This window comes from Pseudomonas sp. CCI1.1 (genome assembly GCF_034348165.1).
In the GTDB taxonomy this organism is placed as follows: domain Bacteria; phylum Pseudomonadota; class Gammaproteobacteria; order Pseudomonadales; family Pseudomonadaceae; genus Aquipseudomonas; species Aquipseudomonas paracarnis.
The window spans coordinates 6,017,491-6,042,933 of sequence record NZ_CP133780.1 but is presented as its reverse complement, the minus strand read 5'-3'; the positions used below and the strand labels follow the sequence as shown (position 1 = coordinate 6,042,933).

The window sequence follows — 25,443 nt, the reverse complement described above, 5'->3', positions numbered from 1 at the left end:
TCCCATCCAAGCCGCCGTTAACCGGCGGTGTCGGCCTTGTGGTTAGCTTCAGCCAGTGTGTCCGGCGTGCAGCGCAGATCACCGATCATCAACACATCGTTTTCATTGGTCGTATGCCTCGGGTCGAGGCGGAACTGGCAGAGCAACTGGTTCTGGTAGCGCACTTGCAGGGTCGGTGAACTGGAACTCATCTCCATGGAGAAAAACCCGTCCACTTCGCTGACGCCACGGCTGGCGTGGTTGATCACGTGATGCCCCTTGAGCGGCGCGCCTCGCCCGTCCAGCAGGCGACCCAGTACGGTGACGGTTTTCATCACGGTGACCTTGCGGTAGTCCACACCGCCCTTGTTCAAGTGGTAACTGGAACGGGTGGGCTGGATATTGGCCGCCGGCGGGTGATTGCCTTCGAAGTCGAAGCTCACGCTGCTGCTCTTGTAGGCCGAGACCGGCACATAGTTGCGTCCTGGCCGCAACACGGCGCTGCCGCCGCCCAGGTCGTCGGCGCGCAGGGCAATTTCATCGAGGTCGGTTTCCACATCGATGATCATGCCTGCCCCATTGCCCTGGTACTGGCTGCTCAGCAACATCTTGCCGGCGCCCGCGACGAACGTGCTGTTGAGGTTCAAGCCACCGCTGAAATCACCGTTGAAGGAGCTGCGCTGCACAAAGCCGTCACCACTGAGCGCATCGGTACTGAAGCTGGCCATACTCGACAAGCCGACGCCGTAGGTGTCGGTTATGGCTGTGGCCGAAACGCTTTGCAGCACGTGGTCGGTGAGGTCCTGGCGAATCGTCAGCGAGGCGTTGTTGTCACGCCCACCATCGCGGGCGGTGCGGGTGCCGACGCTGCCGGAAATCTGCCGGCCGTCTGTGCCCAGGTTCATGCTCAGGGTCACGTCGACGCCACGGTTGCGTTGGTCGTTGGTGCCGCTGCTGCCCGGTCGGTCGAATACCGAGAAACGCCAGTTGGCATCACTGCCGAACAGTTTGTCGTGGCGGCTCCAGCCCAAGTCCACGCCTGCCCCTTCCACATTGCCCTGGCTGTGGGAAACCCGCAGGTTCAAGGTGTTCTGTGCGTCGAGGCGGTGGTTGACCGACAGGGCAGAATTGCTCGCCTGGCCGACGAAGGTGTTGCGCCGCAGGCGTGTACCGTCGGGCAGGGTTTCGTAAGTGTCGCGAGTGTCGAGCCAACTGCGGTTATGGCTGAACACCAGGTTGGTCGCACCGAAACTGTAAAGCCCTTGCAGGTCCATGCCAGTGCCATGTTCCTGGGTTTGATACAGGTTGGCGTAGAGGCTGGTATTGCCGGCCACGGTCCAATCCACCGAGCCGCCGTACTGCAGTTGCTCGCGCACCTGGCGAGCGGACAGGCCGAGGATCACGCGCGGATGCACCAGGTAGTTGAGTGACGCACCGGCGGTGATCGCGCCGGAGGCCTGCTCATCCCAGTTGCTGAACAGCTTGGTCTCGCGCCCGGCAAACAGGTTGTAGCGCCACGGGTCGTCGGCGTTGCGCCAGTTGCTGGGCTTGTACACCAGTTCCTGGCTGGTGCTGGTGGTGAGGCCATCTTCCACCAGGCGCACTTCGACCTCATAGATGCCGCCCGGCAGTGGCCGGGTGTCCAGGGTTTGCAGGCCGGCCGTCACCGACTGGGTGTTGATCAACAAGCCATTGCGATAAATCTCTACCGCCGCCTGCCGACTGGCGGTGACGTAGATCGGATACACGCTGGGCTTGGCGTCATTGATCGCCAACGTGTCGGAACTGCCATACATCACACCCAGCGCCGTATCGGGGCTGGCGCCGAAGCTGCGCAGTTGACGGGTGAGGCCATCGGAATTCGGCGTGAAGTGGCCCAGGCGGAAAAACTGCCCTTGCAGTTCGCGCTGGGTGTACAGCTCGTGGATCGCATGACGCATTTGCGCCTCATCGCCACTCTGGCGGGCCAACTGCAGGTTGAACACCTGGCTCCAGTTACCCACGCTGGAGCTGGCTTGCAGGCCATAGCGGCCACCCAGGCTGTCTTGCTGGCTGCCATTGAGATTGAGCTGGTTATTGATGATCAACCCCAGGCTGCCGCCTTCCGGTTGGTCATAGAAACGCGGGGTGTCGTCTGCCAATTCGACGTTTTGCGTCAGGATCGACAACTGCGAGCTTTCGAGGTTGTAGTACGCCGAGATCATTTTTTGCGGGCAGGACTGGGTGCAGGCGCCCAGCGCCACGCCTTGTTCCAGCACGGCCTGCCAGGTGTCGCGGGTGGCCGCCGGGACTTTACTGTCACCGGTATCGGTAAATTCCAGAAGGGTCACGCGGTCGTCTTGAGACAACACGATCAAGGCTTCGCCGAGCAGTTGTTGGTCCAGGTCCACACGCACCGCCAGCGGCACATCAAAAAAATGGTCGGCAAACCCTGCGGGCAAGCCTTGGGCCTGAGAAATCAGGCTGCCGGGGGTGGCAGCGCCAGAAGTGGCGGGCGCTGCCAGGGCACTCGTACACACCAACAGCGCAAGCGCTGCCGCGATAGGCGTCATCGGAAACATGAACGGAATACTCGGAATGCCAGGGCCAAAAATGAAAATCAGGTCGGCAGACCGAGGAGGAAAAATCAGCCGACCTGCAAGTCATACAAGGGGTGCCCGTACGTCGCGGGCACTTATGGGTTTCAAGGCGTTGGCAATACCGCGTCGAACACCACCGGCATCACCGCGGTGTAGGAACCACGCTGGGTGGCCGACGGTTTGGCCGCGACGATGCGCATTTCAGCACCCACGCCAGGGGTGGAGTCGGCTTCATTGACTACTTCCTGGGGGGTGCCGGTCAGCGTGACGCCATTGAGGCTGGTGGTGAGCGGGATGTTCTGCGACACGTCACCATTGAACAACACAGCCGGGCCACCTTCGATGTAAGCGTGTACCGAACCGTTGGTGTTCTTGAGATCGTAGATGGCGCTCAACGGAGCCAACTCGCCGCTGACCAGGTTGTAGCTCATGGTTTCGTCACGGCCCCAGTTCGGGTCACGCGGTTGTGCGTGGAACACGGTGGTCGGGATGTTTGCCTTGAGGTTGACGGTGTGACTGGCTTCACCTGCAGCGATAGCTGTTACCGAGGAAGACAAAGCCAAAACAGCCAGGGGAACAGCAACAGCAAACTTCTTGAACATGATCAGTACCTGCATTTATTAACATTGATTGGTTCGTTGCCAAGTACCACCTCAACAACGAATTACGCCGCTGGTTAGTTGAACCACACAACGCCAAACAATCATTCAATAAAATTAAAAGCAGGTATGCAGGCTTCTTCTCACACGCTCGTAGCCCTTGTAATCAGGGCGCGCGGGAAAAACATGGCACTTTGACCAAACTTTAAAATCCGCTGTAAGAAACAGGCTACACGGCAGTAAAAGCATAACCTGAAAACAACTGTAAGAACTGGACTACACCATACATACACTCGATAAAAAACTCACGACACTTAGCTTGAATTGGAGCGCCAACTCTAATTAAAGTTATAACTCTAAAGACGCTATTCGTCTATTCACATATTCCGATTTCCGGCTGCGTCTCACGCTGCCACGACCGTTGGTCGCCATAGGCTACCAACGACATAAGATATATCTTACGTTATATCTAAACCTGAGCAGAGAAGCCCTACATGAAGCATGATCATCGCGGCGAATTTGAAAAACGGGGTGGCCGTGGCCCCCGGGTGTTCGCCCCAGGCGACCTCAAGCTGCTGCTATTAGCCCTCATCGCTGAACAGCCCTGCCACGGCTACGACCTGATCCGCCGCATCGAAGGCTTGTTCGACGGCGCCTACAGCCCCAGCCCCGGCGTGATCTACCCCACCCTGACCTTTCTTGAAGAGAGCGAGTTGATCAGCGGCGACGCCGATGGCGGAAAAAAGCGCTACACAATCACCGACGCCGGTCGTCTCTTCTTAAGCGAGCAAGCCGTTGCCCTGGACGGCGTGCGCATGCGTATCGATGTCAGCAAGCGCTCGCTGCGCGGGCACGACCGCCCACCCGAGATCCACGAGGCGGTGCACAACCTGCGCCATGCCTTGCACTCACACCACGGGCACTGGAGCCCGGAAGAAATCGTTCGTGTCGCGGCGCTGCTCAACGGCACCGCCCAAGCTATTGCCGACGGGAGAGATCAATGAACACACAAGCCATCCATCGCGTGACCCACGACATCAAACGCCGCCGCCTGCAAGTACTGCGGGTGGTGGATATCACCCCGCGTATGCGGCGTATCACCTTGGGTGGGCCGGAACTGGCAGGTTTCATCAGCCTGGGCAGCGACGATCACATCAAACTGCTGTTCCCGCAGAACGCCGCCGAACAAGCGGCGCTGGAAAGCCCGACGTTCGCCATCAAGGGCGACGGCCCGCAACCCGCCATGCGCGACTACACGCCACGGCGTTACGACCTGGACATCGGCGAGCTGGACATCGACTTCGTGCTGCACGGCGATGGCCCTGCCTCCACCTGGGCCGAGCAGGTACAGGTCGGCCAGCATCTTTATATCGGTGGGCCAAGGGGTTCGATGATCGTGCCGGACATCTTCGACAGCTACCTGCTGATCGGTGATGAAACCGCCCTGCCCGCCATCGGTCGACGCCTGGAAGAATTACCGGCCGGGCGCAAGGTGCTGGCGGTGATTGAAATCGCCGATGCGGCGGAACAACAGGTGCTCGGCAGCGCAGCCGAAGTCGAGGTGATCTGGGTTCTGCGCGGCCACGATGACCTGCTCGATGTAGTGCGCAACCTGACGCTGCCCAGCGGGGCGTTGTACAGCTTCGTCGCCACCGAAACCAAGCTGTCGCGCCAGGTACGGCGGGTGCTGCTGGATACGCACAAGGTCAACGAGGAATACCTCAAGGCCGTGGGTTACTGGCGTGCTGAGGGCAGCGAAGAAGAATGATTAAGGTGGGAGCGGGCTTGCCTGCGATGCAAGCACCTCGGTTTATCAGGTACACCGAGGTGCTTGCATCGCAGGCAAGCCAGCTCCCACATTAATGGTGCTCACTTTAAATCGAGGGGGATTTGAGGCGCTTGTCCAGGCCAATGATCGCCAACGCGATGACGATGAACCCTGCCAAAATCCCTGCGGCATTCACAAACACCTGTGGATAACCGAGGCTGTCCACATCCATGAACGGGTACTGATACTGCCCGAGCATATGCCCCCGCAGCAGCACATAACCGAAGTACACCAATGGGTAGATCACCCAGCCGGCAATGTGTTTGAGCCGCAACGTACCCTTGGGCACACACCGCCACCAATACACCACAAACAACAACGGCATGACGTCGTGCAGCAACTCATCGGCGATAAATTGAAAGCCTTGCGGGCTCCACAGATGCCGCAGCAGCAGGTTGTAGGCCAGGCTTACCACCACGATGCTCGCGGCAATCGCGCTACTGATGCGAGGCGCGAGGAAAAACCGCTTGGCGCCAGAGTCGCGCTTGACCAGCGCGTAGCTGAGCACCACGACCACCAGGGTATTGGTCAGCACGGTGAAGAAGCTGAAGAAACTGATCAGGCCGCCCAGCAAGCTCGCGCCACTGGTCCAGCGCGAATAGAGAATCAGGTATTGCTGGATCGCCAACCCCACCCAACCGGCCAAGGCTGCCGTCGCGACAAAGCGCTTCATGCTTTCAATCCAGGGGGCGCTTGGTACGCATCAGCTTGACGTACAAACCTTCGACCTTTTCCCGCGCCCACGGGGTTTTGCGCAGGAAAGTCAGGCTCGACTTGATGCTCGGGTCACTTTTGAAGCAGCGGATATCAATGCGCTCGGCCAAGCCGCTCCACTCGTAATGCTCCACCAGGGTGGTGAGCACGTGTTGCAGGGTCACACCGTGGAGCGGGTCGTTGCTTGTCGCGGTCATGCCAGGCCTTTTGCAAAAAGAGGAAACACAGCCGCGCACCTTAGCCGACGGGGCGTGCAGGTGGAAGCATCGCATTGAATATAGCCCGCGAGGAAAAGTTCCCCTTCTACACAAAAAAGAGATGTTATATTGTAACTTAAATTATCAGTCATTTTGCCCAGGAATCTCCGATGTCGCTGCCTTCTCTCTGGCGCTTGTCGCCCCTCGCCGCCGCCCTGTTGATTGGCTCCCAGGCCCATGCCCTGGAACTGCCACCCCAAGTGGTCACCGGCAACCCGCTGGGCAGCGAACAGCTGGCCTCGCCCACCACTGTGCTGACAAGCGATGACCTGACCCTGCAACAAAAAGGCAGCCTCGGTGAAACCCTGAACAAGCAGCCGGGTGTGTCGTCTTCGTACTTTGGCCCGGGGGCCAGCCGCCCGATCATTCGCGGCCAGGACGGCGACCGCATTCGTATTCTGCGCAACGGTGTGGGGGCGCTGGATGCCTCGTCGCTGTCCTACGACCACGCGGTACCGCTGGACCCGATCAACGTTGACCGCATCGAAATCGTGCGGGGCCCGGCCGCCCTGCTGTACGGCGGCAGCGCCATCGGTGGGGTGGTCAACACCTTCGACAATCGCATCCCCACCGAGGCCATCGAAGGCATCCATGGCGCTGGCGAGTTGCGCTACGGCGGTGCCGACACCACCCGCAGCAGCGCGGGCAAGTTGGAGGCCGGCAACGGTACCTTCGCCCTGCACCTGGATGCCAATGGGCGCGAATTCAACGACCTTAAAATCCCAGGCTATGCCCGCAGCCGGCATGCACCGGAGAGCGAGAACGGCCCCGGCAAAAACGGGCGCCTGGGTAACAGCAATGGGCGCCAGGACGGCGGTGCGGTGGGCGGTTCCTACACTTGGGACGATGGTTATGCCGGGCTGTCCTACAGCAATTACGACAGTAACTACGGCTCACCCGCCGAGCAGGATGTGCGCATCCGCATGAAACAGGACCACTACGCCTTTGCGTCCGAGATCCGCAACCTGCAAGGGCCGTTTACCTCGGTGAAAATAGACGCCGGTTACACCGACTACGAACACCGGGAAATCGAAGGCGGCGAAACCGGCACCACCTTCAAGAACAAAGGCTATGAAGCCCGCGTTGAAGCCCGACACCAGCCGATTGGCCCGTTCGATGGCGTGGTCGGCGCCCAAGTGACGCGCAACGAATTCTCGGCCCTGGGCGAAGAAGCTTTCGTGCCACAGAGCGACACCAACGCCGGCGCGCTGTTTATCCTCGAAGAAATGCAAGCCACTGAACGCCTGAAACTCAGCCTCGGCGCACGCGTGGAACACACCAGCGTCGACCCGAACGCCAAAGGCAACGAGCGTTTTGCCAATGTCGACAAGAGCAATAACTTCACCGCCGGCAGCTTGTCGTCTGGCGCTGTCTACACCCTTACGCCGGTCTGGTCCCTGGCCGCCACCCTGGGCTACACCGAACGCGCACCAACCTTCTACGAGCTGTATGCCAACGGCGCCCACGTCGCCACCGGCACCTATGAGTTGGGCGATGCCAACCTGAAGAAAGAAAAAGCCGTGTCCAGCGACCTGGCGCTGCGCTTTGACAACGGCACCCACAAGGGCAGCTTTGGCGTGTTCTATAGCCGCTTCTCCAATTACATCGGTTTGCTCGGCACTGGCCGTACGCTAAACGACGAAGGTGAAGAGGACGCGGGCGGTATTCCCGAGTACGAATATTCTGGCGTACGAGCACGCTTCGCCGGCTTCGAAGCCCAGGATCACTGGAAGCTCGGCGAAGGTGCCTACGGCAAGTTCGCGCTGGAACTGTCGGGCGATTACACCCGAGCCACCAACCTGGACACCGGCGAAGCCTTGCCACGCATTGCGCCCCTGCGTTTGAACAGCGGCTTGCTGTGGGAACTGGATCGCTGGCAGGCACGTATCGATGTGGAACATGCCGCAGGCCAAGGGCGTGTGCCGGATAACGAAAGCGGCACCGATGGCTACACCACCCTCGGCGCCAGCGCGGGGTATCGCTTCAATGTGGGTGGCAGCCAGTGGCTGGCCTTCGTCAACGGAGAAAACCTGACCAACCAGACCGTGCGCTATGCCAGCTCGATCCTGCGCGATATCGCGCCGGCGCCAGGTAGAAGCGTGCAGTTCGGCGTTCGCACTACCTTCTAATCATCACCGAAAATCCCCTGTGGGAGCGGGCTTGCTCGCGAAAGCGTTGGGTCAGTCAACATCAATGTTTGCTGGGCCGACGTCTTCGCAGGCAAGCCAGCTCCCACATTTGAACGTCGTTGCGTTGAGCATTGCGTTCGCTTGACTGATCGGGATCGGGGCGACTATCTGTCACTGTTACCAAAACTGAAATGATGCATCTTGCGATTCACCCTTTCTCAAAACGCCCCGCCGCATTATCCTTCGCAACAATCTGAAACGCTTCAGCTCCCGGTCGACTCCTTTTGCCGAATCTCTTTTTGCTCAAAGACAGCGCTGTCTTAATCCGACCTGCGCTCGGGAGTTTATTGCCTGCCTGTGGATAACCCGGTTACCCACAGAAAAAACCAAAAATAACGATGAACCAAGCCCGAGCCGAATCGTCATCTACAGTGAGTGAAGCACGGGGTTACATAATTCCAACGTAACGGAGAAACACACTATGAGCACTGATGGTGCCTCAAGCCCAAGCCGCCTGTTGCCCAGGCTGCTAGGCGTCTTGCTGCTGATCATGGGGCTGGCCTTGCTGGCTGGCGGCGTCAAGCTGAGCATGCTCGGCGGGTCGCTGTACTACCTGCTCGCCGGTATCGGCATCACCCTGACCGGCGTGTTGCTGCAGGCCACCCGCCGCGCCGCGCTGGGCTTGTACGCACTGGTGTTGTTCGCCAGCACCGTGTGGGCCTTGTGGGAAGTCGGCCTGGACTGGTGGCAGTTGGTGCCGCGCCTGGCCCTGCTGTTCGCCTTGGGCATCGTCATGCTGTTGCCGTGGTTTCGTCGTCCGTTGCTGCGTGGCCAAGCGGCCCCGCTGGGTACCGGCGCGCTGAGCGTTGCCGTGGTGCTGGCGGGCGCGACCGCCCTGGCCAGCCAATTCACCAACCCAGGTGAAATGGTCAAGACCGGCCAACTGGACCGCGACGCGGTGCCGGGCATGGCCAGCGCTGCGCCAACCCAGGCCGATGGCGACTGGAACTCCTATGGCCGCTCGGCCTTCGGTGACCGTTACTCGCCACTGGCACAGATCACCCCGGAGAACGCCCATAAGCTGGTGCCGGCGTGGACTTATCGCACGGGCGACATCCCTGGCCCAGGCGATCCCGGTGAAACCACCGCGGAAAATACCCCGTTGAAAGTCAATGGCATGCTCTACGTGTGCACACCGCACAGCCAAGTGATTGCCCTGGACCCGGATACCGGCAAGGAAATCTGGCGTTTCGACCCGAAGATCACGACCCAGGGTGCTGAGAGCTTCAAAGGTTGGGCGCACATGACCTGCCGTGGCGTGTCGTACCACGATGACGCCGCCTACGCTTCCGAGCAGAGCCCGACTGGCACTGCCAGCCCGGCCGCCGCTCCGAATGCCTGCCCGAAACGTATCTTCGTGCCGACCGCCGACACCCGTCTGATCGCCCTGAACGCCGACACCGGCAAGATGTGCGAAGACTTCGGTGACAAAGGTCAGGTCGACCTGCGTGCCAACATCGGTAGCTTCGCCCCAGGCGGTTACTACTCCACGTCGCCACCGGCCGTGACCAAGAACCTGGTCGTGATCGGCGGTCACGTGACCGACAACGTTTCCATCGACGAGCCAAGCGGCGTGATCCGCGCGTTCGACGTGCACACCGGCAAGCTGGTGTGGAACTGGGACAGCGGCAACCCGGACGACACCACCCCGTTGGCCGAGGGCAAGACCTACACCCGCAACTCGCCGAACATGTGGTCCATGTTCGCCGTGGATGAAAAACTCGGCATGCTCTACCTGCCGATGGGCAACCAGATGCCCGACCAGTACGGCGGCGACCGTACCGATGAGTCTGAGAAGTACGCCGCTGGCTTGACCGCCCTGGACATCGACACCGGCCACGTGAAGTGGACCTTCCAGTTCACCCACCACGACCTGTGGGACATGGACGTGGGCGGCCAGCCTTCGCTGATCGACATCAAGACCGCTGCGGGCGTGAAGCAGGCAGTGATGGCGTCGACCAAGCAAGGCAGCATCTACGTGCTGGACCGCGCCACTGGCCAGCCAGTGGTGCCCGTCAATGAAATCCCGGTGCCACAAGGCGCAGTGGCGGGCGACCGCACCTCCCCTACCCAACCCAAGTCCGACCTGAACTTCATGCCGCCGCCGTTGAAAGAACGCGACATGTGGGGCGTGACCCCGTTCGACCAGATGCTGTGCCGGATCGACTTCAAATCCATGCGCTACGACGGCCCGTTCACACCGCCGTCGCTGCAAGGTTCGATCGTGTACCCAGGCAACTTCGGCGTGTTCGACTGGGGCGGCATCTCGGTTGACCCGGTGCGCCAGATCGCCTTCGTGAACCCAAGCTACATGGCGTTCAAATCGAAGCTGATCCCAGCTGCCGACATTGCCAAGCAAGGCCCACGCGTCAGCGAAACCGAAGGCGTGCAGCCGAACAAAGGCGCTCCGTATGGTGTGATCCTTGAAGCGCTGCTGTCGCCGATGGGCCTGCCGTGCCAGGCACCGGCCTGGGGCTACGTGGCGGCGGTCGACCTGACCACCCACCAGACCATCTGGATGCACAAGAACGGCACCGTGCGTGATAGCTCGCCGGTTCCAATCCCACTGACCATGGGCGTGCCTAGCCTGGGCGGTACGTTCACCACCGCCGGTGGCGTCGCGTTCCTCAGCGGCACCCTGGACCAGTACCTGCGTGCCTATGACGTGAAAAACGGCAAGCAACTGTGGGAAGGCCGCCTGCCTGCAGGCGCGCAAACCACCCCGATGACCTACACCGGCAAGGACGGCAAGCAATACGTGCTGGTCATGGCGGGCGGTCACGGCTCCCTGGGGACCAAGCAGGGTGACTATGTAATGGCGTTCAAACTGCCGGATTAAGCAACGCTGGCGGTACAAAAAAGCGGCGGCCCGAATGGGCAGCCGCTTTTTTTTGCCTGCTGATAATGCACCGGCGTTTCCCCTCAACCCTTTAAAACTAATTTAGTGCGCACGCCCTGCGTAATACAAAAGGCGTACGGATAAAACTTTAAAGGGAGCTTCACTGCATGACGGACCATGTCGCTACAAAACCGATGCTTTCCACCCCCACAAAAATCCTGGAGCTTGAACACCTCAATACTGCCAGTTTGAAAAAACTCATCAGTGGCGAAGTGCTTGCCATTCGGGTACCTGAGTTTGCCAACGCAACCACCAGCGCACGGTTGATTCAGGCCATCGACGATACCGCCACCCTGGAACACTACGGCCATGAAACCTACGAAGAGGGGCGCGTCGTTCAGCACTTCTACGGTGTGCATCGCTGGGGCACGCCGTTCAACTCCACGTACGGCAAGGCCGCCGGCGGTGACGCCCAAGAAAAATATTATGCAGACGCGGCCCGTATGCGCGGCCTTATCGACAGCCTCTGTGCGCCGCAAACGCCGCCCATTCAACAGCTGATGGAACAGTTCCAGGCGCTCTGGCCGCAAGGTGCAACAGCCGCTGCGTTCCAGGGCCGCCCAATGTTTTGCGGGATCATCCGCGTCATGTTCCCGGAGACGGCGCACCTCTCGGAAACGGTGCCCCATGTGGATTGCCTGCCCCGCACAGTCGCTGAACTGCAGCATCAATTCAGCGCCAATATCTACCTGCAAACACCGCCTTCGGGGGGCGAGTTGGTCATCTGGGATACCCAAGCCTTTGGCTATGAGGAGGTCAAGCGCTTCGAGGGGGCCCAACTGCCCGAACAGTGTTTACAAAAACCCCTGCGCATCCGCCCACGCCAGAACGAACTGGTGCTCATCAATACCCGCCGCCCCCACGCCATCTGTGGGTTCGATTCGGGAAAACGCGTCAGCATGCAGTCGTTTATTGGCTATAACGCCGGCGAACCGTTTTACTTCTGGTGCTAATACTTTTATTGCTCGTGCACATGGACGTTTATCTATGACCCCCGAAGAATTCCGCCAACATGGCTATGCCATGATCGACCTGATTGCAGACTACCGACAGAACATCGAACAACGCGGCGTGCAGCCCACCACCCAACCTGGCGAGATCAAAGCCGCCCTGCCGGTCAGCCCGCCTGAAACCGCCGAACCGTTCGAACAGATCATGGGCGATGTCGAAAAACTGATCATGCCCGGCTTGCTGCATTGGCAGCATCCCAGTTTCTTCGGGTTCTTCCCTTCCAATGTGGAACTGTCCTCAGTGCTGGGCGATTGCCTGAGCACCGGCCTGGGTGTGATTGGGTTGTCCTGGCAATCCAGCCCGGCCCTCACCGAAATCGAAGAAGTCACCACCGATTGGCTGCGCGACATGCTCGGCCTGGGCAGCACGTGGAGCGGTGTGATCCAGGACTCTGCGTCCACGTCCACGCTGGTGGCGCTTATCAGCGCCCGGGAACGCAGCTCCGATTACGCGCTGATGCACAACGGCCTGCAAAACAGCGGCGCGCCCCTGATCGTCTACACCTCAGCCCATGCCCACAGCTCGGTCAACAAGGCGGCGATCCTGGCCGGATTCGGCCAGAACCATATCCGCACCATCGCCACCGATGCACACAATGCAATGTCGCCCCAGGCACTGGCGCACGCCATCGCACAGGACCTGGCCGCCGGCAACACGCCCTGCGTGGTGATTGCCACCACCGGCACCACGGCCGCCATGGCGATCGACCCGCTGGCGGCCATTGGCGACCTGACCCAACGCCACGGCCTGTGGCTGCATGTAGACTCGGCCATGGCTGGCGCCGCGATGATCCTGCCAGAATGCCGGGCCTTGTGGGATGGCATCGAAAAGGCTGACTCCCTAGTGCTCAACCCGCACAAATGGCTGGGCGCGGCCTTCGATTGCTCGGTGTATTTCGTGCGCGACCCCGAGCATTTGATTCGCATCATGACCACCAACCCGAGTTACCTGCAGTCCAGCGCAGACGGCCAAGTGCGAAACTACCGTGACTGGCGGATCTCTCTGGGCAGCCGTTTCCGCGCTTTGAAGTTGTGGTTCCTGATACGCGAGCAAGGCGTCAGCGGCCTGCAAGCGCGGTTGCGGCGAGACCTGGCCAATGCGCGCTGGCTGGCAGAGCAGATCGAAGCCAGCGAACACTGGACGCTGGTGGCCACGCCCGCCTTGCAAACCTTGTGCATTCGCCATGAGCCGCCGGGTTTGCAAGGCCAGGCACTGGACCATCACACCCGAGCCTGGGCAGAAAAACTCAACCAGTCAGGCGATGCCTACGTCACCCCCGCCCTCCTCGATGAGCGCTGGATGGTGAGGGTGTCCATCGGCGCGCTGGGCACCGAGCATCAGCATGTCCAGAGGTTGTGGGTGCGATTGCAAACCCTGGTCGCTTGAACGCTGCCAAAGTAGCCCCCCTGTGGCGAGGGAGCTTGCTCCCGCTGGGCTGCGCAGCGGCCCGAAAATCCTGGGAGCGCTTCGCACTCCAGCGGGAGCAAGCTCCCTCGCCACAGTCAAACTGTCTAGGTTGGCACCTGCTCACGGCGCATCCACCGCTCGAACGCCATGGCGTTGAGCGGCCGGCTGATCAGGTAGCCCTGGGCCGTGTCGCAGTTCCAGCGTTTGAGCAAGGTGAGGCTGTGCTCGAACTCCACGCCCTCGGCCACCACCTTGAGCCCCAGGCTATGACTCATCTCGATGGTGGAACGCACGATCACGCCGTCGCCACTGGTGCTGTCGAGGTTGCGCACAAAGGACTGGTCGATCTTCAGCTCTTGCACCGGTAGGCGCTGCAATTGGGCGAGGGACGAGTAGCCGGTGCCGAAATCATCCACCGACAGGCTGATTCCGCAATTGCGCAGCTGCTCCAGCACGCTGAGGGCCTGCTGCGGGTTGTGCATGATGGCGCTCTCGGTGATTTCAAAAATCAAATGCTCGGCGTCCACGTGGTATTGGGCCAATAGCGCAGTGACGCGAATCGCCAAGTCATCATCCGCCAAGTCGTTCACGGATATATTCACCGACAGTTGGATAACCAGCCCACGCTGCGCCCATTCGGCAATCTGGCGGATGGCTTCCTCGATCACCCACAGCGTTAGCGCGCTCATGCTACCGGTGCGTTCGGCCAGGGGAATGAACTCCCCGGGGGAGACTTGCCCCAGCGTCGGGTGTTGCCAACGCAGCAAGGCTTCAGCCTGGCTCACATGGCCGTGCCGCAGATCGAGCTTGGGCTGGTAGCACAGGTACAACTCGCCTTCGATCACGGCGCGGCGCAAGTCGCGAATCAGGGTGATCTGGCGTTGGTGGGCGAGGTCGCGGTCCGGTTGGTAGATCTGCAAATGCCCCGGCAGGTTGGCCGCGTCGTGCCGGGCGATGGCCGCGCGGTTGATCAACTCTTCCACCTGCTGCCCATCAGCAGGGTACGCGGCGATGCCGATGCTCACTTCATGGCGCACTTCGTCATTGCCGATGCGCAGGGGTTCGGTCAACGCCCCATGCAACTGGTCGGCGCGGGCCACGGCTGAGTCGATCTCGGTGTTTTCCAGCAACAACAGAAACTCACTGCCGGCGATGCGTGCTGCGGTGTCGCTGGCCAACAGGCTGCTGGACAAGCAGCGGCTGGCCTCGCACAACATGTGCTCGACACCTTCGGCGCCAAACCCTTCGTTGATGACTCGGTAGTTTTCAATCCCCACGTACAGCAACACCACCGGCCGCCGTGCGCTGATCGCGCTGCCCAGGCGCTCCATGGCCAGGGCGCGGTTGGGCAGGCCGGTGAGCGGGTCATGCAAGGCATTGTGGGCCAGTTGCCGCTCGCGCAGGGCGATGCCGCTTTGCATGGCATTGAACGCACGCGCCAGCAGGCCGAACTCGTCGTGGCTGCGCACCCGCACCGGGGTGCGGTAGTCACCGGCCCCGATCCGCTCAGCGGCTTGCACCAGCGCATTGAGCGGGCGTGACACTCGCCGCGCCAGGAATAATGCCACCGCCAGCGAGACCAGCAGCACCGCCAGGGCAATCCCCATGAACTGCCGATCCAGCGGCGCGAAGGATTCCAGCGCATGGTCCAGCGGGCTTTGCAGCAACACGCGCACTTCATCGCCTTCGCCGCTGTTGGCCAAGGGCAACACTTGGCTGAGCACACGCTGGCCATGGAACAGCTGGATCTTCGCCTCAGGATCGACCTGCGTGCCATGCAAGAGGCTGATGATGCTTGGGCGCCAATTGCCAGGGTGGGTGGTGAACAACTGACCGAGATGGCCGTCCTGCACACTGAGGAACGACACCTCCAGGTTGCTCATGGAGCGCAGTTCATGGGCGAATTGCGTGTCCATGGGAAAGCCCATGACCACGCGTGCGATCGGCACAGGCCCGAGCACATCTTTTTGCACCAGCAAATAGGGGCGCCCGGCCATGGCGACGATCAACATTTGCTGGCCGCTGCGCCGCGCCTTGCGCAAGGCATCGGCATACGGGAACAGCTGGCCGCGCGTCTGCATCAGCAGGGTACTGACCATGACCCTGTCATCCAGGCCCAGCACCATCACTTCGCTGGAACTGACCCCGGTGCCATGGGTGCCCAGGGCCTCCAGGATCGGCAGCGTCCGGCCGCCGGCCACCGCCTGCTTGAACGGCCCATCGGCGGTGAGCCAGTCCAACCCGTACTGCAAGCGCCGCCCGCGCAGGTCCAGCAGGCGCTCGAACACCTGCCGCCCCGTGTTCAGCTGTACGTCGGCCTGGTTCTCCACCGCCCGAGTGGTGGCAGCGTTCACGGCAAAATAGGTGGCGGCCACGACCACCAGTAACAACAGCGCCAGCACCCCGGCTATGCGGGTCTGAAACGTGTGGCGCCAGTGCATGGCCGCGCCCTCGGGCCGTGCTCGTCGCTCTTGGCCGTGCTTTCCTTGTGTCATACGCGTCCCTGCCGACTGCTAACCGGCGTCAAAAAAACATCCTTTTTAATGGATTATTTTATTTAGGCAGGTTAGCTGGGACTGAGGATAAGTAAACCCAATAAACACAAGGATTTCGTAGTCATATTTTTGACGAAAACAACATAAATATAAGCATAGCCATGCCTCGCCGCTCGTCGGCACTGTCATTTCTCACAGCTAGGCAACCTGCGTCGTAAGCGCCCTGAATAAGGAGCCACTCGACCTAAGGAGGATCCTGGGTCGCGTCTTGCTTACATTTATTGAGGTGTTCAACCGTGACCTACGATCAACTGCCTATCCTACCCCCGCCCCTCGCCTGCCTGCCTGCGGTAGCGCGCAAAAAACGTAGCCAGGATTCCATCGGGCGCTTGCCCGATGCACTTGTTCCCAATGGCTGCACCCAAATACCCTTCTCCGATCTGGAGCTGATCATCCCCAACCTTACTTCCATCCCAAACACTGACGGCGCACTGAACAACGCCGCATTGACGGTCAACGCCCTCGGGGTGATTTGCATCCTCCTTGCGTGGGCCCAACAAGATGAGGGGGATTTCGTCTATCTGGAGCTCAACGGCATACGAGTGGCCCACTACACCCTCACAGAAGATGATGAAAAGCAAAACAAACACGTTAAGTTGGCCATAGAGAGCGTCAGGTTTATCGACCAGGCCCATAACACACTACAAGCTTTCGTCAGACGCCTAAGCGGAACCACTGACAGGACCAAAACGTTCAGTATCTGGGTGGATACCAAAGCCCCCGGGGGGCTGGACCCTCAGGCCAGTACGCCGATTATCAACGAAAACCTGGCACGCGTTACGTTCGAAGATCCAACCATTGAGGCCTTTGGCATCGTGAATCCCGCGGATGCGCAAAAAGGCGTCAGGGTCCTCGTTGATAATTACCCGCTGAACCCGTTAGTGGATCAGGTTCACCACCGCAAAGAAGGTGATGTGATCTATATGAGTATTGGCGGTTGGCTTGTTACTCACACGGTGACCCATTTTGAAGCCTCCGGGAACGCCCCCATCATTATGACCATCAATTTCGGCGACTGGCAGAAAGTGACACCGGGGCCGAATATTCTTGAGTGGTATGTAAGAGACAAGGCCGGAAACCAATCCATCGGTTTTTCCATCCCAAGGGTCATACAAAATAGGGTGAGCGGGGGCACCAACCCGCAACTGATAGAGGGTCACGTTACCGAGTCCGAATACGACCCTGTTTCAGACGAGGAATACATCGATAAGGACGCGCACTCCAATGACCTTAACTTCGAGGTACCGTTAAGAAATCATGGGTGGCAGGTCAACGATGAAATACATGTCACCTATTTAGGGCTGACTCATACGGGAAGCCTTAAGCACACTGAATCTTATGAAGTGCTGCAGCCAAACCTGGTTCGCGTATCCATTCCGTTGCCATTGCCCTTTGTAAAACAACTGGCGGAAGGCCGTTTAATGGCTTTCTACGAGCGGATTCGCGCAGGGCAGCCCAATACACCTTCTAACGCTGCCATTTACAGCGTGCGTGGCACGCCGGTCGATAACCGTCGCCCGGCGCCAGTGGTACACGGCCTGGTGGGGGGGACGCTGCCCGATATCAACCCAGTGCATATCACCGTACCCGGCGCGGAACTGCCTCTGAGTGACAAAGTTGACCTAATCATTGAAGGCAGAGCAGCCAACGGCAACATCGTGTACGAGCGCTTCACCGAAATCGCCAGCGGTGGCGATATTGACTACTTATTGGACTACCGCACATTTGAGCCATTGGAGGGCTCCACCTTCACCGCCTACTATCTAGTCAACAACGATGCGGCAAACCCCTCGCAATCGGTGACTGTACCGGTCGGTGATATTTCAATCTCACTCCCTCCACCACGATCACCTGAAGCTCCACCGCCTGACCACCAATTTGACGAGCTTATCAACAAAGGCAACCTCAAAGCGTTCGTGGATCCCCACCCGAGCATCTGGTTGAATGATGAGGTACGGATGGTTGCGACAGGCAGTAAGCCGGGGGGCAGCATTACCTCAGCATGGCTGAAGGTGACCAGCGTGTGGTATGGCTCGGCCTTGCCCTTTACCATTGCCCGCGCGATCGTCCTGGCTAACAAAGATGCAAGCATGGCGCTGCACTGGGAGGTCCGCACACTGCCTACGGATATCCCGCTAAAGTCCCTGCCGTTGGTGGTCAAAGTGGGGGCGGCGCTACAGCTCAGCGAATGTCCGACCTTGCTGGAGGCCACCCCGGTGTCGTCTTGCATCATGCGGCTTGACCCGCTGAATGTCTGGACGCCCTCTCCTCGCATCACGACGTTCCGGGTCAAGTACCCCATGCTGGAGAGTGATCTTGTCACTCTGCGTGTAGTCGGAAAACACGGGGTGGGTACACCCGCCATTCCCAGCAAACCCGGCAAGCCAGAAGCTGGCCATGATTACATTTCGTTCTCTTACCTGAGTAACTTTGTTGGCGCTTACGTCGGGGAGTCGTTTGAAGTTTATTTCGAGGTACTGCGCGACAACGTCAGGACGGACTCTAGACGACTCACGGTTGAAGTGGATAAGTTCTCTGACCAGACACTTAACCTGCTGAGCGTGCCTGCGGCCGCGGGTGGGGTGATCGATACCAACAAGGCGAACTCGGTACAGATTCGCGCCTTGCCGTTTTTCCGGGCCGGGCTTGCGGTCGGCATTGACCTGTTCAGTACCACCGACTTGCCGCTGCGGCGTGCCATTGATATAACCCCGGCAGAAGCCAGTGCCGGGCGTACTCTGGACTTGATACCGGCCGATTATTTGAGGGAGTTGCCGGATAGCAGCCAGGTCAGAATCCGGGGCTGGATATCGTTGGATGGGACCAACTGCCTGGACACTGCCATATATTTTAATGAGGCTACTTACCGCACGCGCAAGGCACCGGGGGAGATTGTGCGAGAGATTGAAGTGGGGAATGGGCCGACGTATATCGTGGCCAGTCGGGACGGTAAAAAGGTTTGTGTGGCGAATGGACGGACGCCGTCGATTTCGGTGATTGATCTAGAGAACAATACGGCCCGGACGGTGAATACGGTTGGGAGTGTTATTCATGGTTTGGCGTTACATCCTTCGAACTCGAACCTGTATTTTTCGGTTGAAGGCTCGCACTATACCCAAACTACTCCCATACTAAACACTAGTAATTTCACTTTTCGCTACCCTTATTGGCTTGGCGGTTCTACCCAAGCAATATGCTTAAACCCAGGGGGATTGCGACTCTTTATGGGGCATTTAGGCGCCACTACCATTTACTATTGGAATACACAAACAGAACGAAGCGAAACTTATCTCCACGCACAAAATAGCTCCAGAGCTATAATAACCAACCCACAAGGCACTGCGTTATATTCAGTTACTGAACAAACACATCGATATAATATCACCACTCGCACTCGCACTCACGTGGTCGCTAATAATGGAATCGCAAGTGCCCTCGCCCACTCCCCACTGTTCGCCACCCTCGAACGGCTATTTGTCTGTGTTCCCAACTTAGGAAAAGTTGATATCTACAACACCTACAACGATGGCCTTACCTACGTCAAATCCCTGACCGGGCTGGCAACCCCACGAGGCGTCGCCTTCCACCCAGTCAAACCGCTGGCCTACGTGACGGAGTACGCCAGTAACACCGTCCGCATCATCGACACCACCACCGAGGAACTGGTTGGCAGTATCCCTGGTTTCAACCAACCCACCGGCCTGGCTTGCAGCGAGGATGGCAGGTACTTGTTCGTCTGCAATTTCGGCAACAATACCGTAGCCGTAGTAAGCGTCTAAACACTTGCCAAGATGCCCCGTCTCCCGCGAGACGGGGCATTCACCCCTTGCATGCCCCCCACTCCGCGCTTCCCCCGTTATTTCATGCAAATTGTTGCTAACGACGCCGCCCCATTGAAACCACCGCAACCCCGCCCCATCTAACCTGCATACTTACTGATGCAGGTGCCCCATGAGCGACCAGCAAGAATTTCCAGATTACGACCTCAACGATTACGCCGACCCCGAAAACGCCGAAACCTCCTCGTCCAACACCGGCCTGGCGCTGCCTGGGCAAAACCTGCCGGACAAGGTTTACATCATCCCGATCCACAACCGGCCGTTTTTCCCGGCCCAAGTGTTGCCGGTGATCGTCAATGAAGAGCCCTGGGCCGAAACCCTGGAGTTGGTGAGCAAATCCGACCACCACTCCCTTGCGCTGTTTTTCATGGACACGCCGCCCGAAGACCCACGCCACTTCGACACCTCCGCCCTGCCGCTGTACGGCACCCTGGTGAAGGTGCACCACGCCAGCCGCGAGAACGGCAAGCTGCAGTTCGTCGCCCAGGGCCTGACCCGCGTGCGCATCAAGACCTGGCTCAAGCACCACCGCCCACCGTACCTGGTGGAAGTCGAATACCCGCACCAGCCCAGCGAGCCGACCGATGAGGTCAAGGCCTACGGCATGGCGCTGATCAATGCCATCAAGGAACTGCTGCCCCTCAACCCGCTGTACAGCGAAGAGTTGAAGAACTACCTCAACCGCTTCAGCCCCAACGACCCGTCGCCGCTCACCGACTTTGCCGCCGCCCTCACCTCGGCGACAGGTAATGAACTGCAGGAAGTGCTGGACTGCGTGCCCATGCTCAAACGCATGGAAAAAGTGCTGCCGATGCTGCGCAAAGAGGTAGAAGTCGCGCGTCTGCAAAAAGAGCTCTCCGCCGAGGTAAACCGCAAGATCGGCGAGCACCAGCGTGAGTTCTTCCTCAAGGAACAACTCAAGGTCATCCAGCAGGAACTGGGCCTGACCAAGGACGATCGCAGCGCCGATGTCGAACAGTTCGAACAGCGCCTGCAAGGCAAAGTGCTCCCGGCGCAAGCGAAAAAACGCATTGATGAAGAACTGAACAAACTGTCGATCCTGGAAACCGGTTCGCCGGAATACGCCGTCACGCGCAACTACCTGGACTGGGCCACCTCGGTGCCGTGGGGCGTATACGGTGAAGACAAACTCGACCTCAAGCACGCGCGCAAAGTGCTCGACAAGCACCATGCGGGCCTGGATGACATCAAGAGCCGCATCCTCGAATTCCTCGCCGTGGGCGCCTACAAAGGCGAAGTCGCCGGTTCCATCGTATTGCTGGTAGGCCCGCCGGGCGTGGGCAAGACGAGTGTGGGCAAGTCCATCGCCGAATCCCTGGGGCGGCCGTTCTATCGCTTCAGTGTCGGCGGCATGCGCGACGAGGCCGAGATCAAGGGCCACCGGCGCACCTACATCGGCGCCCTGCCCGGCAAGCTGGTGCAGGCGCTGAAAGACGTGGAAGTGATGAACCCGGTGATCATGCTCGACGAGATCGACAAGATGGGCCAGAGCTTCCAGGGCGACCCGGCGTCGGCGTTGCTGGAAACCCTGGACCCGGAACAGAACGTCGAATTCCTCGACCATTACCTGGACCTGCGCCTGGACCTGTCCAAAGTGCTGTTTGTGTGCACCGCCAACACCCTGGACTCGATCCCGGGCCCGTTGCTGGACCGCATGGAAGTAATTCGCCTGTCGGGCTATATCACCGAAGAAAAAGTCGCCATCGCCAAGCGCCACCTGTGGCCCAAGCAGTTGGAAAAAGCCGGCGTGGCCAAAAACAGCCTGACCATCACCGACGGCGCCCTGCGCGCATTGATCGATGGTTATGCTCGGGAAGCCGGCGTGCGCCAACTGGAGAAGCAACTGGGCAAGCTGGTGCGCAAGGCGGTGGTCAAGCTGCTGGATGAACCGGAGTCGGTGATCAAGATCGGCAACAAGGACCTGGAAAGCTCCCTGGGCATGCCCGTGTTCCGTAATGAGCAAGTGCTGTCCGGCACCGGCGTGATTACCGGCCTGGCCTGGACCAGCATGGGCGGCGCCACCTTGCCGATCGAAGCGACGCGCATCCACACGCTCAATCGCGGCTTCAAGCTCACCGGGCAGTTGGGTGAAGTGATGAAAGAGTCCGCCGAAATCGCCTACAGCTACATCAGTTCCAACCTGAAGTCGTTTGGCGGCGATGCGAAATTCTTCGACGAGGCCTTCGTGCACTTGCACGTGCCGGAAGGCGCCACGCCGAAAGACGGCCCGAGTGCCGGCGTGACCATGGCCAGTGCGTTGCTGTCCCTGGCCCGCAACCAACCGCCGAAAAAAGGCGTGGCGATGACCGGCGAACTGACTTTGACCGGGCATGTACTGCCGATTGGCGGGGTGCGCGAGAAGGTGATCGCGGCGCGGCGCCAGAAGATTCACGAGTTGATCTTGCCGGAGCCCAACCGTGGCAGCTTTGAAGAGCTGCCGGACTATTTGAAGGAAGGGATGACGGTGCACTTTGCCAAGCGGTTTGCGGATGTGGCGAAGGTGCTCTTCTGATAGATCTCTAGCGCCTGGACTGGCCCTATCGCGGGCAAGCCCGGCTCCCACAGGGATCGGTGTTGTTAATGACAACGCGGTCAAGTGTGGGAGCGGGCTTGCCCGCGATGGCGCCAGCCGCCACACCGCATGCCCTCTTGTCACACCTTGTCTCATCTTCGGTTATGCTCCCCCTTCGTCGTGTATTAACGGAGCCTTCATGACCGCTGCCCGCCTGTTTCTCCCCTTGAGCCTTGCCCTGCTGGCCGCATGCGCCAGTGCCCCCAAGCAAAACGTCAGCGTGGACAACCAGAGCGCCTGCCCGCTCCAGCTTAAAAACGGGCAAAACCTGATCCTCACCCTGCCCAGCAACCCCACCACCGGTTACCGCTGGGCCATCCAGGACTCCGCCGGCGGCGTGTTGCGCGCCTTGAGCCCTGAGGTCTACAGCAGCACCGAGTCCGGCGTGATCGGCGGGGGCGGCCAGTCCACCTGGCGCTTCCAGGCGTTTGCCCCAGGGCAAGGGCGTTTGCGCCTGACATCCCAGCAACCCTGGGAGCCAGAGGCCGAACCTGTCGAAACCTTTGACTGCGCCATTACGGTGAACTGATATGCCCTGGCTGATCCTTGCCTTGATGGGCGCCGGCACCTTTGTCTACGGCCTGGCGACCCATGCGACGCTGCTGTGCCTGCTGGTCAAGCCACTGCCGGTGCTGGCGCTGCTGGGTTGGCTGCATGACGCGCCGCCCACCGAGTATCGACGCTGGATCAGCCTGGGGTTGATTTTTTCCGTGGTGGGCGACGTGTTACTTGCCTGGCCAGGCGACCTGTTTATCTTTGGCCTGGGCGCGTTTCTGTTCGCGCATTTGGCTTATCTCAAAGCTTATTTCAGTGACTGTCGGCGCTTGGCGCTGCTGCCGCTGGTGCTGGCCCTCGGCGTAGGCGCAATCTTGCTGAGCATCCTGATCTCCCACGGCCTCGGTGAACTGCTGATACCGGTGGTGGTTTACGCGCTGGTGATCAGCGCCATGCTCTGGCGTGCGTTGGCACGACTGGGCAGCGAGGTGCCCAAACGTTCAGCGTGGCTGGCGGCGGTGGGTGCGGTGTCGTTTGTGGTTTCCGACGCGCTGATCGGCATCAACCGGTTTGTGCTGGCGTTCGAGGCAGCGCCGTATTTGCTGATCACCACCTACTGGCTCGGGCAGTGGGGCATCACCGCCTCGGCTTTCCATCAGACAACCCGCGCATCCGAGGAGCAACTTGGCTAAAATGCCGGCCTTTCCCCCATCGTCGCCGGAACAGCCGTGAGCAAAGAACCCGATCGCCTATTCGCCCAGCCCCTGCCCCAGGTGCCGGACTTCGCCTTTAACGAGGATGTGGTGCGGGTGTTCCCGGACATGATCAAGCGCTCGGTGCCGGGCTACCCCACCATCGTCGAAAACCTCGGCGTGCTGGCCGCGCAATTTGCCCAACCGGGTAGCGTGCTGTATGACCTGGGCTCTTCCCTGGGCGCCGTGACCCAAGCCCTGCGTCGCCATGTACGCACCGAGGGTTGCCGGGTGATCGCCGTGGATAACTCCGCCGCGATGGTCGAGCGCTGCCGCGAATACCTCAATGGCCAGGACTCGATGTTCCAGGAGTTGCTGCCGGTGGAGGTGATCGAGGGCGACATCCTCGCCCTGCAATTCAAGCCCGCCTCGGTGGTGGCCCTGAACTTCACCCTGCAATTTATCGCCCCCCAGGAGCGCCTGGCGTTGCTGGGGCGCATTCGCCAGGCGCTGCTGCCGGGCGGGGCGTTGATCCTCTCGGAAAAGCTGCGCTTTAACGATGTTGAAGAGCACGCGCTGCTGACCGACCTGCATATCGCCTTCAAACGCGCCAACGGCTACAGCGAACTGGAAATCGCCCAGAAGCGCAGCGCCATCGAAAACGTCATGAAGCCCGACAGCCTCGAAGAACACCGCGAACGCCTGCTGGCGGCCGGGTTCTCGAAAGTCGTGCCGTGGTTCCAGTGTCTTAACTTTGCCTCGTTGATTGCCTTGCCATGATTGATTTGTCCCCCCTCGCCCGCCATCTGGTCGGCACTCCCCTGGCCGTGTGGGCCCAGGGCCTGCAAGCGCAGCTCGATAGCAAGATGGAAAAAGGCCATGGCGACCTGGAGCGCTGGCAGAGCGCCTTGGATGCACTGCCGAAGATCCAGCCCAACAGCGTAGATTTGCTCAACGGCCTGGTGCTGGACACCGATTGCGACGACGCCACCCGCGAACAGATGCACACGGCGCTGATGGGCCTGAGCCCCTGGCGCAAAGGCCCGTTCCATCTGTTCGGCGTGCATGTGGACACCGAGTGGCGTTCGGACTGGAAGTGGTCGCGGGTCGCGCCGCACCTGAACCTCAAAGGCAAGCGCATCCTCGACGTGGGCTGCGGCAACGGCTACTACATGTGGCGCATGCTCGGCGCCGGGGCCGACAGCGTGATTGGCGTGGACCCCAACTGGCTGTTCTTCTGCCAGTTCCAGGCAGTGCAGCGCTACTTGTCCGAGCCCAAGGCCTGGCACCTGCCGTTCCCGTTCGAAGACTTGCCGGCGAACCTGGAAGGCTTTGACACGGTATTTTCCATGGGCGTGTTCTACCACCGCCGCTCGCCCATCGAACATTTACTGGCGTTGAAGGACACCCTGGTCAAGGGCGGCGAGCTGGTATTGGAAACATTGGTGGTGGAAGGCGACCAACAACAAGTGCTGGTGCCAGAAGACCGTTACGCCCAGATGCGCAACGTGTGGTTCTTGCCGTCGGTGCCGGCGTTGATGCTGTGGCTGCGCCGGGCCGGGTTCAGTGACGTGCGGTGCGTGGATGTGAGCGTGACCACGGTTGAGGAGCAGCGTGGAACGCAGTGGATGAAGTATCAGTCGCTGAGTGATTTCCTGGACCCTGAGGATCACAGCAAGACCATTGAAGGGCTGCCGGCACCGATGCGGGCGGTGATCATCGCGCGCAAATAACACCACGCTCGTTCTGAAAAAAATGGAGATCAACGGTGGGAGCTGGCTTGCCTGCGATAGCGGTGGGTCAGTCA

The 25,443-nt window shown here is 60.0% G+C and carries 17 protein-coding genes; 12 read left to right on the top strand and 5 right to left on the bottom strand.

The window, feature by feature from the left end; genetic code table 11:
- Positions 1–17: 17 nt before the first annotated feature.
- Complete coding sequence (locus RHM69_RS27350; protein ID WP_103451491.1) at positions 18–2,540, bottom strand: CS1-pili formation C-terminal domain-containing protein; 2,523 nt, start codon at positions 2,538–2,540, stop codon at positions 18–20.
- A 122-nt stretch (positions 2,541–2,662) separates the two neighbouring features.
- Positions 2,663–3,160 (bottom strand): CS1 type fimbrial major subunit, encoded by a 498-nt coding sequence (locus RHM69_RS27345; RefSeq protein WP_172832672.1) that lies wholly within the window; start codon positions 3,158–3,160, stop codon positions 2,663–2,665.
- Positions 3,161–3,651: 491 nt separating this feature from the next.
- Here RHM69_RS27345 and RHM69_RS27340 point away from each other — a divergent pair, with 491 nt between their 5' ends.
- Complete coding sequence (locus RHM69_RS27340) at positions 3,652–4,161, top strand: PadR family transcriptional regulator (protein WP_014717092.1); 510 nt, start codon at positions 3,652–3,654, stop codon at positions 4,159–4,161.
- Positions 4,158–4,925 (top strand): siderophore-interacting protein, encoded by a 768-nt coding sequence (locus RHM69_RS27335; protein ID WP_020301197.1) that lies wholly within the window; start codon positions 4,158–4,160, stop codon positions 4,923–4,925. Before RHM69_RS27340 ends, RHM69_RS27335 begins: the two co-directional genes overlap by 4 nt.
- A 106-nt stretch (positions 4,926–5,031) precedes the next feature.
- Here the strand turns inward: RHM69_RS27335 and RHM69_RS27330 are convergent, their stop codons facing one another.
- Both RHM69_RS27330 and RHM69_RS27325 read right to left on the bottom strand, forming a co-directional pair.
- On the bottom strand, positions 5,032–5,658 hold the full coding sequence (locus tag RHM69_RS27330; protein WP_014717090.1) for a Pr6Pr family membrane protein: 627 nt from the start codon (positions 5,656–5,658) through the stop codon (positions 5,032–5,034).
- Positions 5,659–5,662: 4 nt separating this feature from the next.
- Entirely contained in the window at positions 5,663–5,896 is a 234-nt protein-coding gene (locus tag RHM69_RS27325; protein ID WP_003188882.1) for a VF530 family DNA-binding protein, read from the bottom strand.
- Between the two features lie 170 nt (positions 5,897–6,066).
- On the opposite strand from RHM69_RS27325, the gene RHM69_RS27320 reads away from it, so the two are divergent.
- The 4 genes from RHM69_RS27320 (at position 6,067) to RHM69_RS27305 (ending at position 13,441) form a co-directional block, all read left to right on the top strand.
- On the top strand, positions 6,067–8,085 hold the full coding sequence (locus tag RHM69_RS27320) for a TonB-dependent receptor (RefSeq protein WP_200599143.1): 2,019 nt from the start codon (positions 6,067–6,069) through the stop codon (positions 8,083–8,085).
- A gap of 481 nt (positions 8,086–8,566) precedes the next feature.
- The gene (locus RHM69_RS27315) at positions 8,567–10,984 is read left to right on the top strand and encodes a glucose/quinate/shikimate family membrane-bound PQQ-dependent dehydrogenase (protein WP_200599142.1); all 2,418 of its coding nucleotides are present in this window, start codon (positions 8,567–8,569) and stop codon (positions 10,982–10,984) included.
- Between the two features lie 167 nt (positions 10,985–11,151).
- A complete protein-coding gene (locus RHM69_RS27310) occupies positions 11,152–11,997 on the top strand; it encodes a 2OG-Fe(II) oxygenase (protein ID WP_038449041.1) in 846 nt (281 codons plus the stop codon).
- A 34-nt stretch (positions 11,998–12,031) separates the two neighbouring features.
- A complete protein-coding gene (locus tag RHM69_RS27305) occupies positions 12,032–13,441 on the top strand; it encodes a pyridoxal phosphate-dependent decarboxylase family protein (RefSeq protein ID WP_069868287.1) in 1,410 nt (469 codons plus the stop codon).
- 125 nt (positions 13,442–13,566) lie between these two features.
- Here RHM69_RS27305 and RHM69_RS27300 read toward each other — a convergent pair whose 3' ends face one another.
- Positions 13,567–15,903, bottom strand: a complete 2,337-nt coding sequence (locus tag RHM69_RS27300; protein ID WP_200599141.1) for a putative bifunctional diguanylate cyclase/phosphodiesterase — start codon at positions 15,901–15,903, stop codon at positions 13,567–13,569.
- Positions 15,904–16,253: 350 nt separating this feature from the next.
- Between RHM69_RS27300 and RHM69_RS27295 the strand changes: the two genes are divergently transcribed.
- The 6 genes from RHM69_RS27295 to cmoB all read left to right on the top strand — a co-directional run bounded on the left by RHM69_RS27295 (position 16,254) and on the right by cmoB (position 25,369).
- On the top strand, positions 16,254–19,796 hold the full coding sequence (locus tag RHM69_RS27295) for a YncE family protein (protein ID WP_106111028.1): 3,543 nt from the start codon (positions 16,254–16,256) through the stop codon (positions 19,794–19,796).
- A 172-nt stretch (positions 19,797–19,968) separates the two neighbouring features.
- Positions 19,969–22,389, top strand: a complete 2,421-nt coding sequence (gene lon, locus RHM69_RS27290; RefSeq protein ID WP_019817668.1) for an endopeptidase La — start codon at positions 19,969–19,971, stop codon at positions 22,387–22,389.
- 199 nt (positions 22,390–22,588) lie between these two features.
- On the top strand, positions 22,589–22,978 hold the full coding sequence (locus RHM69_RS27285; protein WP_020301204.1) for a protease inhibitor I42 family protein: 390 nt from the start codon (positions 22,589–22,591) through the stop codon (positions 22,976–22,978).
- A gap of 1 nt (position 22,979) precedes the next feature.
- Entirely contained in the window at positions 22,980–23,636 is a 657-nt protein-coding gene (locus RHM69_RS27280; protein WP_014717081.1) for a lysoplasmalogenase, read from the top strand.
- Positions 23,637–23,672: 36 nt separating this feature from the next.
- Positions 23,673–24,416: a carboxy-S-adenosyl-L-methionine synthase CmoA gene (cmoA, locus tag RHM69_RS27275; RefSeq protein ID WP_014717080.1), complete on the top strand. Its 744-nt coding sequence runs from the start codon at positions 23,673–23,675 to the stop codon at positions 24,414–24,416.
- Positions 24,413–25,369 carry a tRNA 5-methoxyuridine(34)/uridine 5-oxyacetic acid(34) synthase CmoB gene (cmoB, locus tag RHM69_RS27270; RefSeq protein WP_020301206.1) on the top strand — a complete coding sequence of 319 codons (957 nt, stop codon included), beginning with the start codon at positions 24,413–24,415 and terminating at the stop codon, positions 25,367–25,369. The genes cmoA and cmoB overlap by 4 nt, the downstream gene beginning before the upstream one ends.
- Positions 25,370–25,443: the final 74 nt, after the last annotated feature.

What these genes read in the sequence shown, in the direction of transcription:
- RHM69_RS27350 (WP_103451491.1), bottom strand. Translation starts at nt 2,540, where the DNA reads ATGTTTCCGATGACGCCTATCGCGGCAGCGCTTGCGCTGTTGGTGTGT.
- RHM69_RS27345 (WP_172832672.1), bottom strand. Translation starts at nt 3,160, where the DNA reads ATGTTCAAGAAGTTTGCTGTTGCTGTTCCCCTGGCTGTTTTGGCTTTG.
- RHM69_RS27340 (WP_014717092.1), top strand. Translation starts at nt 3,652, where the DNA reads ATGAAGCATGATCATCGCGGCGAATTTGAAAAACGGGGTGGCCGTGGC.
- RHM69_RS27335 (WP_020301197.1), top strand. Translation starts at nt 4,158, where the DNA reads ATGAACACACAAGCCATCCATCGCGTGACCCACGACATCAAACGCCGC.
- RHM69_RS27330 (WP_014717090.1), bottom strand. Translation starts at nt 5,658, where the DNA reads ATGAAGCGCTTTGTCGCGACGGCAGCCTTGGCCGGTTGGGTGGGGTTG.
- RHM69_RS27325 (WP_003188882.1), bottom strand. Translation starts at nt 5,896, where the DNA reads ATGACCGCGACAAGCAACGACCCGCTCCACGGTGTGACCCTGCAACAC.
- RHM69_RS27320 (WP_200599143.1), top strand. Translation starts at nt 6,067, where the DNA reads ATGTCGCTGCCTTCTCTCTGGCGCTTGTCGCCCCTCGCCGCCGCCCTG.
- RHM69_RS27315 (WP_200599142.1), top strand. Translation starts at nt 8,567, where the DNA reads ATGAGCACTGATGGTGCCTCAAGCCCAAGCCGCCTGTTGCCCAGGCTG.
- RHM69_RS27310 (WP_038449041.1), top strand. Translation starts at nt 11,152, where the DNA reads ATGACGGACCATGTCGCTACAAAACCGATGCTTTCCACCCCCACAAAA.
- RHM69_RS27305 (WP_069868287.1), top strand. Translation starts at nt 12,032, where the DNA reads ATGACCCCCGAAGAATTCCGCCAACATGGCTATGCCATGATCGACCTG.
- RHM69_RS27300 (WP_200599141.1), bottom strand. Translation starts at nt 15,903, where the DNA reads ATGCACTGGCGCCACACGTTTCAGACCCGCATAGCCGGGGTGCTGGCG.
- lon (WP_019817668.1), top strand. Translation starts at nt 19,969, where the DNA reads ATGAGCGACCAGCAAGAATTTCCAGATTACGACCTCAACGATTACGCC.
- RHM69_RS27285 (WP_020301204.1), top strand. Translation starts at nt 22,589, where the DNA reads ATGACCGCTGCCCGCCTGTTTCTCCCCTTGAGCCTTGCCCTGCTGGCC.
- RHM69_RS27280 (WP_014717081.1), top strand. Translation starts at nt 22,980, where the DNA reads ATGCCCTGGCTGATCCTTGCCTTGATGGGCGCCGGCACCTTTGTCTAC.
- cmoB (WP_020301206.1), top strand. Translation starts at nt 24,413, where the DNA reads ATGATTGATTTGTCCCCCCTCGCCCGCCATCTGGTCGGCACTCCCCTG.